We start from the raw sequence: 16,293 nt of genomic DNA, 5'->3' as shown, positions 1-16,293 counted from the left end.
ATCTCCATAAGACATCTGTAAAATCTTCTAAAAAGAAGCGTTAAAAGAAAGAATTTTTCTTCAACGCTTCTTTTATTGATTCAATTTGCTATATTACTTGAACGAATAATCTTATTTCTAAACTCTCGAAAAACTTCTTGTGGTTGATAATAATCTGTATCTATTTCAAATATTTCCGAAAACAATTCAAGGAACTTTTCTACTGAAATGATGATGTTACCATCTTCCTCTTGGCTATTTTTTATTATTTCTGCTTCTAATTCAAATAAATCTAGTGACGAACTAAAATCATAAATCATGTCATATTGAACAAAAAAATCAAGAAAAAGTTGCTCAAATTCTTTCTTATTTATCACTAGTGTTTCAAGCGGATCAACTTTATTTTCTTCAGCCATTCCTCCAATTTCCTCACTTTCATTTTCAAAAATCACAAAAATAATATTAACTTAAAAGCCACTAACAAAATAAGACTTACAAAGTAAAGGGTAATCCAACAAAATAACCATTCGCTCTACGTACTACGATTTGATATTCCTGTGTATCATTCGGTAATTCATAATAGTAATTTATTGTTTCTGCTTTGTCACTTTCAATATATTCTGGATTATCCAATATCATAGCATACTCTTAAAGTTCTTCACCATTCTTATTTTCAATCGACCATTGTTATGGACGTATCGGATTTTCTGTATCATTTTTTAATGTATAAGTCACTTGTAATACACGATCATGTTGTGCAAATTCATTTCTTTTTTCGGTCAATTCAATATTTTTAAATGTTAGTTCAACCGCATCTGCCTGATAAGTTTCACCTATTTTTAAATCATTTGTTACAATTTTTATTGGCTTTTCTTCTGGAAAATATCTGGCTTTAATTGTTAGATAACTTTCAAAAATAATCAATCCTAGTAGCACTAAAAGAATTCCTTTAACGAGCCACTGAAACGGGAAGTAAACTTTAAACATCTTTCCCCTCCTCCATTTTGTATTTATTTTTTGGAGAAAACGATAATTTTGATCAATATCATCCAAGAAACACAAGATCGATTGGGTCATAAAAATGCTGAAACTGCCCTTAACACTTATTCTCATGTTACTGAAAAAGCTCAACGAAATGCGTTAAAAAAATTCATTGCTTACACTGGTTTATAATATTGTTATTACCTTTCTCATTACCAGAACAAAAAAACACCCTCCAAAAGGAGAGTGTTTTGAAATCTTCGATAAAAAGATTAACGTTTTGAAAACTGTGAAGCTTTACGAGCTTTCTTAAGACCTGGTTTTTTACGTTCAACCATACGTGCGTCACGAGTAAGTAAGCCAGCACGTTTAAGAGCTAAACGGAAATCAGGATCAACTTGTAACAATGCGCGTGCGATACCGTGACGGATTGCACCTGATTGTCCAGCGTATCCACCACCATTTACGTTTACAAAAACATCGTATGAACCTTTAGTTTCTGTAACGCCGAATGGTTGGTTGATTACTTCACGCAAGTCTGCGTGTGGGATGTATTCTTCAACATCTTTTTTGTTAACAGTAATTTTACCAGTACCTGGTACTAAACGTACGCGGGCTACTGCATTTTTACGACGGCCAGTGCCGATATATTGAGCTTGTGCCAATGAAATTCCCTCCTATTAGATTAAGTTTGTGATGTCCAATACTTCTGGTTGTTGTGCAGCATGTGGGTGTTCAGCGCCAGCATAAACATGAAGTTTCATTCCTTGTTTACGGCCTAAAGTGTTTTTAGGAAGCATGCCTTTTACAGAAGTTTCGATCAAACGACGAGAATTTTTAGCACGTAATTCTCCAGCAGAGACTGATTTCAATCCTCCTGGGAAGTTTGAGTGACGGTAATAAATTTTATCGCTTGCTTTGTTACCTGTTAATTTGATTTTTTCTGCATTAATGACGATTACGAAATCGCCTGTATCCACATGAGGTGTGAATGTTGGTTTATTTTTACCACGTAAGACAGATGCTACTACTGCTGAAAGACGACCCATAGGAACATCTGTTGCATCTACTACGTACCATTTACGTTCTACTTCGCCTGGTTTGGCCATATATGTTGTACGCACAATTTTTTCCTCCAATTCAATTTCACGAATGTTTGACATACACTTGAGTTTCCGGGGCTCTTGTGGGGCAAACAATACCATATAACATAATACCTTCTATAAAGCCTAATGTCAACGTAATTCCGCCTCTTTTTGAAAATTTTCTCCATTCGTTTTCTGCCATTTTCTCTGAAAAGCGAAACTTGTTGTTGCAGGTTTCTAAAACTGAATACCATAATGAATATTATGTATAAAATTTCATTAACAAAGTGAGCATCCACTTCTTTTCCTTAACCACCGATAATAGTATAAAAACCTGATAATCGCCACTTTTATGTATAAATATTTAATTTTACCCTTGATTTATTATTTTTATTCTGATAAGATAGCTTCAATCACTTGAAAACACGCGGAAAAGGAGTTAATAAGTATGAAAGAAAAAGTAATATTGGCCTATTCTGGAGGATTAGATACCTCCGTTTCAATTAAATGGTTAACGGACCAAGGATATGATGTGGTGGCTTGCTGCCTAGATATCGGTGAAGGTCGCGACACCCAATCCATTAAAGACAAAGCTTTGGCAGTTGGCGCGATTGAATCTTATGCCATCGATGCCCGCGAAGAATTCGCCCAAGATTTTGCTTTGATCGCTTTACAAGGCAATACTTTTTATGAAAATTCTTATCCTCTTGTTTCCGCTTTGTCTCGTCCATTGATCGCCAAGAAATTGGTGGAGTTGGCATTAGCGACTGGCGCAACGACCGTCGCCCACGGCTGTACTGGTAAAGGCAACGACCAAGTTCGGTTTGAAGTAGCGATCGCCGCTTTAGCGCCTCACTTGAAAGTCATCGCGCCGGTTCGGGAATGGAAATGGTCCCGAGAAGAAGAGATTGCCTATGCGGCTGAAAAAGGAGTGCCGATTCCCGCTGATTTGGACAATCCGTATTCCATCGATCAAAACTTGTGGGGACGTGCCTGTGAGTGTGGCGTCTTAGAAGATCCTTGGGCAACGCCGCCAAAAGGGGCCTACGCTATCACGCAAGAATTAGAAGATACTCCTGACGTACCAACGATCGTTGAGATCACCTTTGATCAAGGGGTACCGACGGCCATTGATGGCGAAACGATGAATCTAGCAGAATTGATCATGAAACTGAACCGGGTGGCTGGCGAGCATGGCGTTGGTCGGATCGACCATATCGAAAATCGTCTGGTGGGAATCAAATCACGGGAAGTTTATGAATGTCCAGGAGCGATCGCTTTGATGACGGCTCATAAAGAATTGGAAGATTTGGTCTTTGTTCGGGAATTGGCGCATTTCAAACCAATCATCGAGCAGCAATTAGCCCAAGTCATCTATGATGGTCTTTGGTTCAATCCATTGACGGAAGCCTTGATTACCTTCCTGAAAAGCACACAAGTCTACGTCAACGGAATCGTGCGTTTGAAATTATTCAAAGGCAACGTCATTTGTGAAGGACGGAAATCTGAAAACAGCCTGTACGATGAAAACTTAGCAACGTATACTTCTGCAGATACCTTTGATCAGCATGCGGCTATCGGCTTCATCAAATTATGGGGACTGCCAAGCAAAGTGCACGCTGAGATCCAAGCACAACAGCAACTAACAGAAACATTGATTTAAGTATGCACGGCTGAAGCTGCCGCTTCAGCCGTAATCTTTTTTTGAGGTGAGAATATGGCAAAATTATGGGGCGGACGTTTCGATGGAAAAAATGAAGCATGGATCGATGCTTTTGGGGCTTCCATCACGTTTGATCAAAAGTTAGCAAAGCAAGACATTCTTGGCAGTTTGGCACATGTCAAAATGCTGGTCCATACGGGCATCATCAGTCAACCCGATGGCGAAGCGATCATTGACGGCTTGACCACGATTCAACAGCAATTAGCCGCTGGCGAATTGACCTTCACGATTGAAAATGAGGACATCCATTTAAACATCGAGACATTCTTGCATGAATTGATTGGACCAGTGGCAGGCAAATTGCATACTGCCCGTAGTCGTAATGACCAAGTGGCAACCGATATGCATTTGTATTTGAAAGAAGTCGTGCAAGACGTGATCACTTTGATTGCTGAGTTGCGAGAAGCGCTGGTTTTACAAGCCGAAGCCAACATCTATACCATCATGCCCGGTTATACCCATCTGCAGCATGCACAGCCGATTTCTTTTGCCCATCACCTCTTAGCCTATTACAGTATGCTGACGCGTGACCAAGAGCGTTTCAGTGAGAGTTTGAGCCGCATCGATGTGATGCCTTTAGGCAGTGCTGCTTTGGCAGGAACTACCTTCCCTATCGATCGTGCTTTCACTGCTCAAGAGTTAGGGTTCAGCAATATTTACAGCAACAGCCTAGATGCGGTCAGCGATCGTGATTTTATCTTGGAATTTTTAAGCAACGCCTCTTTATTGATGATGCATCTGTCTCGTTTTTGTGAAGAGCTGATTCTTTGGTGCAGCCACGAGTACCAATTCGTGGAACTGACCGATACCTTCTCCACTGGCAGTTCCATCATGCCTCAAAAGAAAAACCCTGACATGGCGGAGCTGATCCGTGGAAAAACAGGACGTGTCTATGGGAACCTCTTTGGTCTTTTGACGGTCATGAAGGGCTTGCCGCTGGCGTACAACAAAGATTTCCAAGAAGACAAAGAAGGCATGTTTGACAGCGCCGAAACCATCACGAAAAGCTTGCAGATCATGACGGGCATGATCGCAACGATGAAGGTCAATCAAGCACGAATGCAAGAATCCACTGAAAAGGATTTTTCCAACGCAACAGAATTAGCGGATTACTTAGCTGGCAAAGGCGTGCCTTTCAGACAAGCCCATGAGATCGTCGGCAAGCTCGTCAGTGAGTGTTTGAGCAAAGGCATCTATCTGCAAGATGTTTCCTTGGAAGACTACCAAGCGATCCATCCTGCCATCGACAGCGATATTTTTGAAAAACTTGATTCCTACACCGCCGTCAAAAATCGTCATTCTTATGGCGGCACCGGTTTTGATCAAGTGGCACAGCAAATTGAAGCCGCTAAAGCATTATTGGCAGGCCAGTAAAAAAACCAGCGAAGAATGCTCTTCGCTGGTTTTTTGTTGATTAATGACGTACGCGAGATTTCGCTGGATCGATCAATGGCGCTTCGCCTAAGTGCGCTTGGATCATCCAAATACGTTTTTCGATGGCTGTTTTGAAGCCGATGAAGATATCTTGGGTTGGATCGTCGCCTTCTTCACCAGATACTTCGATCCCTTTTTGGTATAAGTCCGCTAAGTAACGGTAGCCTTCCACCAATGTAGCTAAGCGTTCTGGAATCGTGCGGTCCCAGTTGCCGACTTCATCAGGGATTTGAGTGTGTTCTGCCATTTCACGCAAAGTTGAATATGGTGAACCGTCTAATGTAATCAAGCGTTCAGAAACTTCATCCAATTGCTCATTTAGATCATCCATGAATTCGTCCATCATTGGATGCAATGTCAAAAAGCCAGGTCCACGCATGTACCAGTGTGTTTGGTGAACGACCATAGCCATTTGGCTTAAATCAGCAACAAGTTGGTTTAATACTTCTTTTGTTTGTTCAAATTTCATAACGATTCCTCCTCTAAATTATCTATTTTAAGGATAATACGAAACAATTAAAAAGTACAACAAAATCATCTATTTGAGAAAATTTCTCACTCTCTTACGTATTTCTTTATGAGGGGGTACGAAAAATGACGATTTTCGTGTTTTTTTTAGGCGCTTTACTCGGCTTCTTTTGGCTTTTGCTCTTACAAACCCTGTTTTGGAATCTGCCAAAAAGTGATTCTCGTTCTCATTACCAGAAAGTGAACAAAGTTTCGGATAACCATTGGTTTTTTCTCCTTCCTACAAGATGGCTTTCACCCCCACTTTATTGGATCTTCGCTTGCATATGCTATGGCGGACTTTGCGGGGTTGCCTTTCATGCTTCAGAAAGCTTCCTGACCTTTGTTTGGCTGACCAGTGCCTTTTTACTCAGCTTGACCGACTTGATAGACTATAGCGTCTACCCGCAACTGCTGTACCCCGCCCACCTACTGCTAGCGCTGGCACAGTTTAGAAGCGGCGCTTCTTTTCAATGGCTGTCTTTAGGCTTGCTGGTTCCACTGGTCTTTTTTGTCTGGCAGGAAAAAATGGGCGGCGGCGATCTCTTAGTGCTGGCAGGTTGGAGCATTTGGCTAGCGCCAACGACCCTTTTGGCCCTCTTACTAGTAGCCAGCAGTCTTGGTCTCCTCGCTTTTTTTAGCTATCAAAGCATCTGGAAGAAACGATTGGCGCAGTTGCCCTTCGTTCCCTTCTTGAGTCTTGGTTTGCTGATTGTTCGCTTTCTAGTGTTTCATACTTTTGACGCTTTTTTTCTTTGAAGTGAAGAAAAACAGGACAGGAAAAAGCGGGACAAGTTGGTCTCATCCCGCTTTCTCTTTCTGCTCTGTTGCTTCTCCTGCCTATGATAACGGCGCCCGTTTTTTGCGATCAAGGTAGATGCCTACTGCGATCACTACTAACAACAGTCCCAAGACGACCCAACCAGCGGTCGTGGTGTCATTGGTTTTCGGTAAGTTGTCAGTTCCCGGCTTCGTTGTTTTGCCTTTTTTGACACGATTGTTGAATACCATGTCTGCCGTTTGCTCCGCTTCAGCTACTAATTTTCCTGCTTGATCTTTGACGGTGACCGTTACTTGATAGGTGGTTTCATCATAGATGATCGTGGCGTCGTTGCCAGCTTTTTCACGAATCGTGTAACGATGTTCCCCAGCATCGTCATACGTCAATGCATCAAAGGTAATCGTTCCATTTGCGTCATTGCGTTGGGTTTGCAGAACCTTTCCAGCTTCATCCACTAATTCAAATGCGAATTCGTTGGCTTGCAAGTTTCTACCCGTCAAGACTTTCTTCGCACTTAGTACGACACTGCCTGCTTGTGGTTGGTAGCTGTTTTCGAAGACTTGATCGCCTTCGTATTCGGCAACTGCCGTGAGCTGTCCAGCTTCATCCGTCACGGTCACAACTACCGCCAGCTCTTTTGTATCGTAAGTGATGGTACCGTCAGTTCCTGTTTTCTCACGAATGGTGTAGTGATACTCACCTGCTTTGTCATATGCAAGAGCATCGAAGTAGATCTTGCCAGTGGCGTCGTTGGCTTTTGTTTGAAGAACAGTTCCGTCTTCATTGACTAGTTCAAAATCGAATTCATTTGCTTGTAGCGTACGACCAGTTAAGACTTTCTCGGCACTTAGTACGACACTGCCTGCTTGTGGTTGATAGCTGTTTTCAAAGACTTGATTGCCTTCGTATTCCGCAACTGCCGTGAGCTGTCCGTCTTCATCCGTTACAGTGACAACTACCGCCAGTTCTTCCTATCGTACGTAATCGTGCCATCGATTCCTGCTTTCTCACGGATGGTATAGTGGTACTCACCTGTTTCCTCATAAGGGAGTGCGTCAAAGTAGATCTTGCCAGTGACATCATTGGCTTTTGTTTGAAGAACGTTCCCTTCTTCATCCACTAGTTCAAAATCGAATTCATTTGCTTGTAGCGTACGACCAGTTAAGACTTTCTCGGCACTTAGTACGACACTGCCTGCTTGTGGTTGATAGCTGTTTTCAAAGACTTGATTGCCTTCGTATTCCGCAACTGCCGTGAGCTGTCCACCTTCATCCGTCACAGTCACAACTACTGCAAGTTCTTTTGTATCATACGTGATCGTACTATTGTTGCCAGCTTGTTCACGGATAGTATAGCGGTATTCGCCCGCTTCGTCATATGCAAGAGCATCAAAGTAGATCTTGCCCGTGGCGTCGTTGGCTTTTGTTTGAAGAACGTTCCCTTCTTCATCCACTAGTTCAAAGGCAAATTCTTCTGCTTGTAAGGTACGACCTATCAAGACTTTCTCGGCACTTAGTACGACACTGCCTGCTTGTGGCGTATAGTCGTTTTCAAAGACTTGATTGCCCTCATACGTTGCTGTTGCCACCAGTTGCCCGTCTTCATCGGTGACTCTCACAACAACGCCAATTTCTTTCGTATCATAGGTAACGGTACTATCTGCACCAGCTTTTTCCCGAATCGTATAGCGGTATTCGCCGATTTCGTCATACGTCAATTCATCGAAATAGATTTGGCCAGTGGCGTCATTGCTTTTCGTCTGTACTACATCGCCTGCTTCATCGACTAGTTCAAAGGCAAACTCGTTGGCTTCTAACGAGCGACCCGTCAACACTTTCTCTACATTCAAGACCACACCGCCAGCTTTTGGCGTATAGTCATTTTCAAAGACTTGATTGCCTTCGTATTCGGTAACTGCCGTGAGCTGTCCGTCTTCATCGGTGACGGTCACAACTACCGCAAGTTCTTTTGCATCGTAAGTGATGGTGCCGTCAGTTCCTGCTTTCTCACGAATGGTGTAGTGATACTCACCTGTTTCCTCGTAAGGGAGCGCGTCAAAGTAGATCTTGCCCGTGGCATCATTGGCTTTTGTCTGAAGTACGTTGCCTGCTTCATCCACGAGTTCAAAATCGAATTCATTTGCTTGTAAGGTACGACCAGTTAAGACTTTCTCGGCACTTAGTACGACACTACCAGCTTTTGGTTGATAGCTGTTTTCGAAGACTTGATTGCCTTCATATTCCGCTACTGCAGTCAACTGCCCGTCTTCATCCGTGACGGTCACAACTACCGCAAGTTCTTTTGCATCGTAGGTGATGGTACCGTCAGTTCCTGCTTTCTCACGGATGGTGTAGCGGTATTCACCTGCTTTATCGTAAGGAATAGCGTCAAAGTAGATCTTGCCCGTGGCATCATTGGCTTTTGTTTGAAGTACAGTTTCTGCTTCATTGACTAATTCGAAGTCAAATTCTTCTGCTTTCAAATCACGACCGATCAGTACTTTCTCAGCATTCAAAACGACACTACCGGCTTTTGGCGTATAATCATTTTCGAAGACTTGATTGCCTTCATAGACTGCTTTCGCAATTAACTGGCTGTCTTCTTCAGTGACGGTCACAGTTACCTTTAGTTCTTTGTCTGTATAGGTGATGGTTGGATCGTTGCCGGCTTTTTCCCGAATCGTATAGTGGTACTCGCCAGGCTCGTTGTAAGTGATGGCGTCAAAGGTAACTTGACCGTTACCGTCATTGGTTTGCGTTAAAATCACAGAGCCAGCTTCATCCACCAGGTAGAAAGTAAATTCGCCGTCTTTCAACTCGCGTCCATCAAGCAGCTTCTGAACATTCAAGGCAAGGGTTGTTTCTTTGATTTCTCGCTTATTGGCTAGTTCAAAAACATAATTGACTTGCTCATCAGAAATAGTGAAGGTGTACTGAGTCGCATCTCGTTCGTATCCTTCTGGTGCGGTGATTTCTTGGATCATGTAATCGCCGTAGCGCAGATTGTCGATCCGATCAATGGCGTTGCCGTTTTCCATGATCTGATTGTTTTTCACCACCAGATTCGACAAGATGACTTCATAGGTGTTTTGCGCATTTTTGCGGCTTAATTGGAAAACTGCTTCTTCATCGATCCCTCGTTCTTTCGTGCCATCGGCATCGTATTTCACGATCGTCAAGGAGCCGTTTGTCCCAGAAGAGGTTCCGCTACCGTCTGTCGACTTGATGGTAACTTCTTTGGTCACTGTGTGAATTTCGATCTCACTACCCGTCAAATTGACACTATTGGCCACCCGTTCATTGTTCAAAATCCCGGGATCAAGCTGTGTTTGATAAACGATAAAGTACGGTTTATCAATCATTTCTTCAAAAGCGATCACTAACGATTGCGTCCCTGCGACCACATCCGAGGTGATTTTCGGATTGTCTTCGTTGATGAAGGTGACTTTTTCCCCTTTTTCCCAAGTGCCATTGTTTAAGACCGCTTCATACACCTCTACGATCACGTTATCGTCGGCATCGCGTAAAAAGGTGTGCTGATTGTAGTTGATGGTATCGGTGACTACCGCATTGTGGATTTTGCGACTGTCAGCGTTGATCATGATTTCCCAATCGAGCAACCGATTGTTCTCGGCATTCTGGCTGCCGTTTTTCATCAACCAGTCCGTTTTCGCGGACTTGTCGACTTGGCCATCGGCAGTCAAGGTTGTGTCATTGTCCGTCAATGTGATGGTATTTTTGTAGGTAAATACCTCTTCAGCTGCTTCGGTTGCCAAGAAGACCGCCAGTGTTTCAGACGTTTCTTTCAGCAAGGTGATCGTAACTTTCTTCGTATCAGGATCATAGGTGTAGATGTAATCCTCGTTCTCCACCAATTGTTCTTTCAGTGCTCTGACTTGCGTCGTATACCCAGTTACTGTGACCGTGTAAAGCGCCAAGTCCTTCAAGGTTTGGCCTTCTTGCAGCTGGTCCGTGATGGTTGCATCTTTATTGATTTTTTCTTTGTACGTATTGAATAGCCCCATCCAATAGACTTGATCGCTCGAAGCGGTCTGCTCATCAAAAATGGTTCCTAGGTCTCGATTAAATACGGTTTTAATCGCGGTGGCGACATCTTCGCCTTCACCAATAAATAGTCCGTATTTCAAAGCATTTTTTAACCAACTGGTGTCCATCCATGTATTGGTTTCAGAAGCTTCCGTGAACGTATTGCCGGCTTCGTCTTTATAATGGACAAACGCTGCATTACTAAAACGTCCGGTAGAGCTGCCCGGTAACGTACCCTGTTGCACGATATCAAAGCTGGTTTTGAAGTTGACAGTGATCGTTGCCGAAGTCGTTTGGTACGCCCCCTGCAGCTTGATGCGAAAACCCGTCTCAAGTTCCTTCGTTGTGCCGTCCGTCAGTGTTTTCGTTTCTTTGATCCGCTCCAGCGTATAGTCGGTATCAAGAACCAAAGGCTCGGTCACGCCGCTCGCCGTCACTACCAGCGTATCCGCCAACAAGGCCAGTGCGCTGCTGTTTGCGCCAGAGATCAATTGATAGCGGTCTTCGATGATCAGGTCGCTAACTGTTTGCTGATTCGTATTGGCATCAATCTTCCATGCGACAGTCTTCGTCTCATAATCTTTGGTGCCAGCTGTTTTCACGACACCAATCGTTTTGGTTGGCGTCACGATCCCACTGCCCGTCAACGAGGTATTTTGATTGTCGCGGACCGAAGCGTAGTTGTAAATACGGGTATCGGCTAAAACCGATTCATACAGCTGGGTATCGTATTGAATCTTGTAGTAACCAGCTTTTGCAAACGTGATACCAAAGCGTACGATTTCCCCCTCTTTGTCCAGCTGGTACGTCCCATCAAAGGACCAATCTTCTGCTGGAATCGAGTTACCATCTTTGTCTGTGATCACCAAAGTCTCTGGCACAAAAAAGTGCAGGGCTTTTTCAGGATCCGTTCCTGAATAGGTCTGATCCAAAACTTTGGCTTGGTCTTTGTCCAATGTGACGGAAATTTCCCATGACGCACGTTTCGTTTCTTTGTCATACCCTTTAAACCGTTTGTATTCTGATTGTTCATCATAGGTCACCGTTGCTTCTGCGGTTTTTTCTGTAAAATCACTGCCGTTGATTGTTGCCGTGTTTTTGAAAGAAGAAGCCGTTGGATCAGTGACCGCACTATTGATGACGATGCGGACCGGTTGATCGACGGTTTGATTGAAGGTAAACGTGTTGTTGACGCTGTTAAAGGTATATAAGCCATCGGTACGAACCCACTCCTTGGTAGCTTCATCGTACAAGTAGCCCGTCGAGGTACTATAAGATAAGCCTTGGGGCATCTTATCGGTGATCACCACATCGTGCAATTCACGACTGGTTTGGTTAAAAATAATTTCCCAGACCACTGAACCGCTGGAAGTCACATTACCAGTCTTAATGATATCGACTTCATAAATCGGCAATGTAATGATGATCTCATGACCATCTTCATCGTAGATCCCAGTATGAATCGTCACTTCTTCAGTAACAGTACTCACACTTAATTCCGTGATCAGATCAATGGTTCCCGAACGATTGGATAATGTCTGTGCGGCCTCATTAAACGTGACAGTCAATGTACCATCATGATCCAAGGTAAAGGTTCCGATCGATTGTCCGCCAGAACGAGTCAATTCGCCGCTAACGGTATTATGAATGGCAAAATAGTCTGGCAATTGATACGTATAATAATCGCCTGCGCGAATTTCTTCCGTGTCTGCTAACGACCAGTCAAAATGGATTTTGATGTTGCCGTTATACATCGGTGGATTTTCGGCAGTGAAGGGTTGATCGTTTAAGTCAGTGATCCGAACATTATCAAATAGCTGCACGCCCCGTTCATTTAGGTTGGCACTAAGATTCTCCGCGGTAGCCGAAGCTTCCGTTTCCGCCTCAGCATCTGGTGCTCGCGGTTGAATACTGTTTTGATTCAATGTCGAAGATGCTTGGGTTGCTTGACTTTCACTAGGGACGGTTGCTTGTTCTTCTTCTGCTTGACTCATTTCTGACTGAACTGCTCCCGCTGTCGATGAATCCGTAGGTGCTTTTTCCGTATCGATCGTTCCGGTCTCAGGTTCGGTACTTTCCAGCGTTTCAGCCGTTCTTTCGGTACTTTCGGTTGCGTTGATTGCTTCTGCTAGTATGATCGTTGGTTCACAAAAAATGGAGCCAAGCAAGACTAGCAAACATATATAGATAGAAAATTGTTTTTTCATAATTATTCATTCCTTTTTTATTGAAATTTTTTCAATTGATTTCGGAAGCGCTCGACGAATAACATTGTTCAACAGTGAGCAAGATATCCCAACAAACAACTGCTTTTTGCCTCCTCCCCATGATTCAAAAATTTTGGTCTTTGCTACTTGTATCAAACGTATTACTACTATTCCACACTTCTATTTTCCCAAAATTTTGGGGTGGGATGTATTCAAAAAAAATACAACACGCAATTTTTTTGAATACATGTAAAAACGTGATACTATTTACTTAAAAGGGGGCTCAGGGGCAATCATGTTACGGAAATTGTTATCATCTACAACACAAAAGAAACTACAGCTGATTGAGTATTTATTAGACGATCAGGGGACGAGTCTTCACGATTTGGCAGTGAAATTTTCCATTTCAATGTCTGCAACAAAAACCTATATCGCGGAAATCGACAATGAATTTTCGTTTCTGGACTTACAATTTGACGATTATTCAGCTGTTCGCCTACACTTGCATCCTTTCGCTACTCGACTAGACGTATACAGCCAGTTTTTAAATCGCTCGTCTGCGTTTCAATTGTTAGAACTACTCTTCTCATCAAGTTTCACTAGTTATGACATGCTGGCACTAGAATTAAATTTAAGCAAGTCATCGATCATTCGTTTGATCAAGAGGATCAATTTGGTTCTGGCACCGTATGATTTCTTCATCGCAACCAAACCCATCCAGTTAAAAGGAAATGAAAACAATATTCGCCAATTTTTTCTGATTTTCTTCTTAGAGAAGTACCAGTATGAATTTGTGGATGCCAACATTAACCAAGAGCAGGATTTCTTGAAGATCGCCCGTATCATGGCTGCTGCGACACCCTTAAAACTTTATTTTTCCGACATCAAAAAAATTGCCTTTGTAATCTATATCAACACGAAGCGCGATCGCTTATACGCTTCCAATCCCAATGGGAACCACATCGAATATTTCTTAGAAAAAATCGATTTAAGCGAATTTACTGGCTACAGTCGTGCTTACGTCGAGAAAATGGTCGGCTATATCACAACCCATATCGGTCAAGACCCCGCTGTCTTTCGCGAGACCAAACAAGAGTTTTATCAAATGACCAAGCGTATATTTAAAAAATACAACTATCATGAAGCCAATTTTGAAGAGAAGTTGGATGCCGTCGTCTTTTCCTATTTTCTTGGAATCAACTTGCAGGTTCCTTACTGCATCTTGGATGATCGCTTTGCTCGTTTTGTCAATAACTGTGATTTGGTCCAACAGACAGTCAATCAAGACATCGTTCAGGTTTTGACCCATTCGAATTTGCCAATCATTCGACCAAGTACGATCAATTACCTAATTTATATTTTCCATACCTCTTTTCCAAATTTCGCCAAAGAAATCATCGATACCCACGCTGACTTTCGCTTAGCTTTGTTTTATGATACAAATAGTTACCATACGGAATTTATCCAGACGAAAATCCAACAGTTTATTCCTTATCAGCTAACAATCACGATTTTAAATCCTCTGGACTCGTTTTCTCTGACCAAACTGGACGAGACTTATGATTTGATCATCGGCAATCTGACCCCCTCCTGCAGAAAAAATTTGTTTCATTATGCAGACATCAACCTGACTTCGAATGACTTGGCGTTTATCGCTCGGCAGATTCAGGAAAAGGGGATTCGGATGCTGCAAGAAAAGAATGCGCAATAAAAAAACCTCGAAAAGCCGCAATTTAGCGATTTTTGAGGGTTTTTTTGTTGTTTATTTACTGTTTAATTTTGCTCACTACGCCATGGCTGGACGTTTTGCTGGCGATACAGAGCTGCTTTCCCAATTGCATTGAAGAGGGTCATTTTTTGCGTAACCACTGCTTTGGCTGCCTCAATACATTCTGGGTAAATGGCATTTGGATCCCACAATTCCGTTTCTGCTAAGATTTGGCGGCATTTTTTATAAAAGGCGTATTTATAGTCAGAGGAGATATTTACTTTTTGGATACCGATTGCCACGGCCTGAGCGATTTCTTCATCGGGATTGGCCGATCCACCATGCAACACTAATGGGATATCGACACGATCTTTGATTTCTTGCAAGACATCCATTTTTAATTCCGGTTTGATATCTTTCGGATAAATACCATGGGCAGTTCCAATCGCAACTGCTAGTGTATCAATGCCTGTCTTCTCAATGAATTCTTGTGCATCTTCTGGACGAGTATAAATCACTTCGGAGACGCCCCCTTCCACGGAGGTTCCCGTATTGCCGATCGTTCCCAGCTCGCCTTCGACAGATACCCCAATCGGATGGCAAATCTCGGTAATCTGTTTTGTCAGAGCAATATTTTCTTCAAAAGGCAGCAACGACCCATCGATCATCACTGAGCTGAACCCGCAATGGATCGCCCGCATAATACTCGCCAGACTGTCGCCATGATCCATATGGATCACGATTGGCACAGAACTGTTTTTCGCTCTGGAAACCGCATAGTGGAAAAATTCATCCTTTGTAAAGGCCAATTCTGTTGGGTGGACCGCAATGATGGCTGGTGCATCGTTTTCTTCCGCTGCTTCGATAACGACGCGTAAGAAGTTACTGTCTGCGACATTAAAGGCACCAACAGCAAATTGATTTTCTTTGGCAACGGTCAGTAATTGTTTCATATTGATCAACATATAAGTGTGCTCCATTCTTTTTTAAAGTGATTTGTTTTTTGATCCAGATAATTCGATATACTCTTTAACGACTGCTTTTCCTGCTTCGATGGTTTGGTGGATCAGGGTCGGATAATCGCTCTCGGGACAAGCATCCAGCTGTTGGTGTAGGGCATTTCTTTGGGCTTTCATAAAATCAGCCCCTACATTGATTTTATTGATTCCTAGTGCCACGGAACGCAAGATATTTTCTCTGCCGGCTCCCGAGCCACCATGTAAAACCAGCGGCAGGTCAGTGGCTTCTTTGATGGTTTGAACGATATCAAAGCGAAATGCCGGGCGGTACCCTTCTGGATAATCCCCATGACTGGAGCCGTAAGAAAGAGCGAGACAGTCGACCCCGGTTGCTCGAATAAAATGGATGGCTTCCTCTGGATCGGTATACATCCCATCGCTGGTATACTGATTCCCAGCCACTGCTCCCATGTCCCCAACTTCTGCTTCGACACTGGCATTATAGGCTTGCGCAAATTGCACGATCTCTTTGGTGATGGCGATGTTTTTTTCTAAAGGATGCATAGAGGCATCCATCATAACGCTTGAGAACCCTTCGTGGAGACATTGTTTGACGAAGGCGATATCCTGTCCATGATCCAGATTGATGGCAACCTCCACATTGACATTTTCCGCCATTCGAACGATCGGCTGGGTTAAGTAGCGATAATCCAGATGGGCCTTTAAATGGTCTTGGAGCAAGTCGACTATAATGGGTGCATGTGATTCTGCCGCGGCATCGATTACAGCTTTAGCGGTTTCCAAGTTAAAACAATTGATCGCCATAACCGCATAGTTTTCTCGATTGGCTTTTTGCAGCATCTCTTTCATTGATACATACATT

Annotated in this window: 11 protein-coding genes and 1 pseudogene; 4 read left to right on the top strand and 8 right to left on the bottom strand. The window is 43.1% G+C overall.

Translation table 11 applies throughout. The annotated features are described in order from the left end of the window. Positions 1-80 precede the first annotated feature (80 nt). The 4 genes from P0G38_RS00580 to rplM all read right to left on the bottom strand — a co-directional run bounded on the left by P0G38_RS00580 (position 81) and on the right by rplM (position 2,087). Entirely contained in the window at positions 81-395 is a 315-nt protein-coding gene (locus P0G38_RS00580) for a hypothetical protein (protein ID WP_275853596.1), read from the bottom strand. A gap of 271 nt (positions 396-666) precedes the next feature. Beyond that, entirely contained in the window at positions 667-966 is a 300-nt protein-coding gene (locus P0G38_RS00575; RefSeq protein WP_275853594.1) for a hypothetical protein, read from the bottom strand. Positions 967-1,232: 266 nt separating this feature from the next. Beyond that, on the bottom strand, positions 1,233-1,625 hold the full coding sequence (gene rpsI / locus P0G38_RS00570) for a 30S ribosomal protein S9 (RefSeq protein WP_003128901.1): 393 nt from the start codon (positions 1,623-1,625) through the stop codon (positions 1,233-1,235). 15 nt (positions 1,626-1,640) lie between these two features. Continuing rightward, positions 1,641-2,087: a 50S ribosomal protein L13 gene (rplM, locus tag P0G38_RS00565; RefSeq protein WP_301280258.1), complete on the bottom strand. Its 447-nt coding sequence runs from the start codon at positions 2,085-2,087 to the stop codon at positions 1,641-1,643. 406 nt (positions 2,088-2,493) lie between these two features. Between rplM and P0G38_RS00560 the strand changes: the two genes are divergently transcribed. Then, complete coding sequence (locus tag P0G38_RS00560) at positions 2,494-3,708, top strand: argininosuccinate synthase (RefSeq protein WP_005230386.1); 1,215 nt, start codon at positions 2,494-2,496, stop codon at positions 3,706-3,708. A gap of 54 nt (positions 3,709-3,762) precedes the next feature. After that, positions 3,763-5,142: an argininosuccinate lyase gene (gene argH / locus P0G38_RS00555; protein WP_275853588.1), complete on the top strand. Its 1,380-nt coding sequence runs from the start codon at positions 3,763-3,765 to the stop codon at positions 5,140-5,142. A gap of 40 nt (positions 5,143-5,182) precedes the next feature. On the opposite strand, the gene P0G38_RS00550 is transcribed toward argH, so the two are convergent. Then, the gene (locus P0G38_RS00550; protein ID WP_005230382.1) at positions 5,183-5,671 is read right to left on the bottom strand and encodes a Dps family protein; all 489 of its coding nucleotides are present in this window, start codon (positions 5,669-5,671) and stop codon (positions 5,183-5,185) included. A 125-nt stretch (positions 5,672-5,796) separates the two neighbouring features. Between P0G38_RS00550 and P0G38_RS00545 the strand changes: the two genes are divergently transcribed. Further along, positions 5,797-6,468: a prepilin peptidase gene (locus P0G38_RS00545; protein ID WP_275853584.1), complete on the top strand. Its 672-nt coding sequence runs from the start codon at positions 5,797-5,799 to the stop codon at positions 6,466-6,468. A gap of 81 nt (positions 6,469-6,549) precedes the next feature. Here the strand turns inward: P0G38_RS00545 and P0G38_RS00535 are convergent. Continuing rightward, positions 6,550-12,743: pseudogene (locus P0G38_RS00535) on the bottom strand (Spy0128 family protein). A 295-nt stretch (positions 12,744-13,038) separates the two neighbouring features. On the opposite strand from P0G38_RS00535, the gene P0G38_RS00530 reads away from it, so the two are divergent. Then, a complete protein-coding gene (locus P0G38_RS00530) occupies positions 13,039-14,454 on the top strand; it encodes an AcpB/EbpR/MafR family transcriptional regulator (RefSeq protein ID WP_115233008.1) in 1,416 nt (471 codons plus the stop codon). Positions 14,455-14,516: 62 nt separating this feature from the next. On the opposite strand, the gene P0G38_RS00525 is transcribed toward P0G38_RS00530, so the two are convergent. Then, positions 14,517-15,416, bottom strand: a complete 900-nt coding sequence (locus P0G38_RS00525; protein WP_005230365.1) for a ketose-bisphosphate aldolase — start codon at positions 15,414-15,416, stop codon at positions 14,517-14,519. Between the two features lie 21 nt (positions 15,417-15,437). Then, positions 15,438-16,292 (bottom strand): class II fructose-bisphosphate aldolase, encoded by an 855-nt coding sequence (locus P0G38_RS00520; protein ID WP_115233009.1) that lies wholly within the window; start codon positions 16,290-16,292, stop codon positions 15,438-15,440. Position 16,293 lies beyond the last annotated feature (1 nt).

The sequence above is a fragment of the Enterococcus casseliflavus genome, from assembly GCF_029215545.1.
In the GTDB taxonomy this organism is placed as follows: domain Bacteria; phylum Bacillota; class Bacilli; order Lactobacillales; family Enterococcaceae; genus Enterococcus_D; species Enterococcus_D casseliflavus.
This window is presented reverse-complemented; position numbering and strand designations above follow the sequence as displayed.

Excerpts from the sequence above, each read along its gene's own strand:
- argH (WP_275853588.1), top strand. The coding sequence starts at position 3,763 with ATGGCAAAATTATGGGGCGGACGTTTCGATGGAAAAAATGAAGCATGG.
- P0G38_RS00550 (WP_005230382.1), bottom strand. The coding sequence starts at position 5,671 with ATGAAATTTGAACAAACAAAAGAAGTATTAAACCAACTTGTTGCTGAT.
- P0G38_RS00545 (WP_275853584.1), top strand. The coding sequence starts at position 5,797 with ATGACGATTTTCGTGTTTTTTTTAGGCGCTTTACTCGGCTTCTTTTGG.
- P0G38_RS00525 (WP_005230365.1), bottom strand. The coding sequence starts at position 15,416 with ATGTTGATCAATATGAAACAATTACTGACCGTTGCCAAAGAAAATCAA.
- P0G38_RS00520 (WP_115233009.1), bottom strand. The coding sequence starts at position 16,292 with ATGTATGTATCAATGAAAGAGATGCTGCAAAAAGCCAATCGAGAAAAC.
- P0G38_RS00530 (WP_115233008.1), top strand. The coding sequence starts at position 13,039 with ATGTTACGGAAATTGTTATCATCTACAACACAAAAGAAACTACAGCTG.
- P0G38_RS00575 (WP_275853594.1), bottom strand. The coding sequence starts at position 966 with ATGTTTAAAGTTTACTTCCCGTTTCAGTGGCTCGTTAAAGGAATTCTT.
- P0G38_RS00580 (WP_275853596.1), bottom strand. The coding sequence starts at position 395 with ATGGCTGAAGAAAATAAAGTTGATCCGCTTGAAACACTAGTGATAAAT.
- P0G38_RS00560 (WP_005230386.1), top strand. The coding sequence starts at position 2,494 with ATGAAAGAAAAAGTAATATTGGCCTATTCTGGAGGATTAGATACCTCC.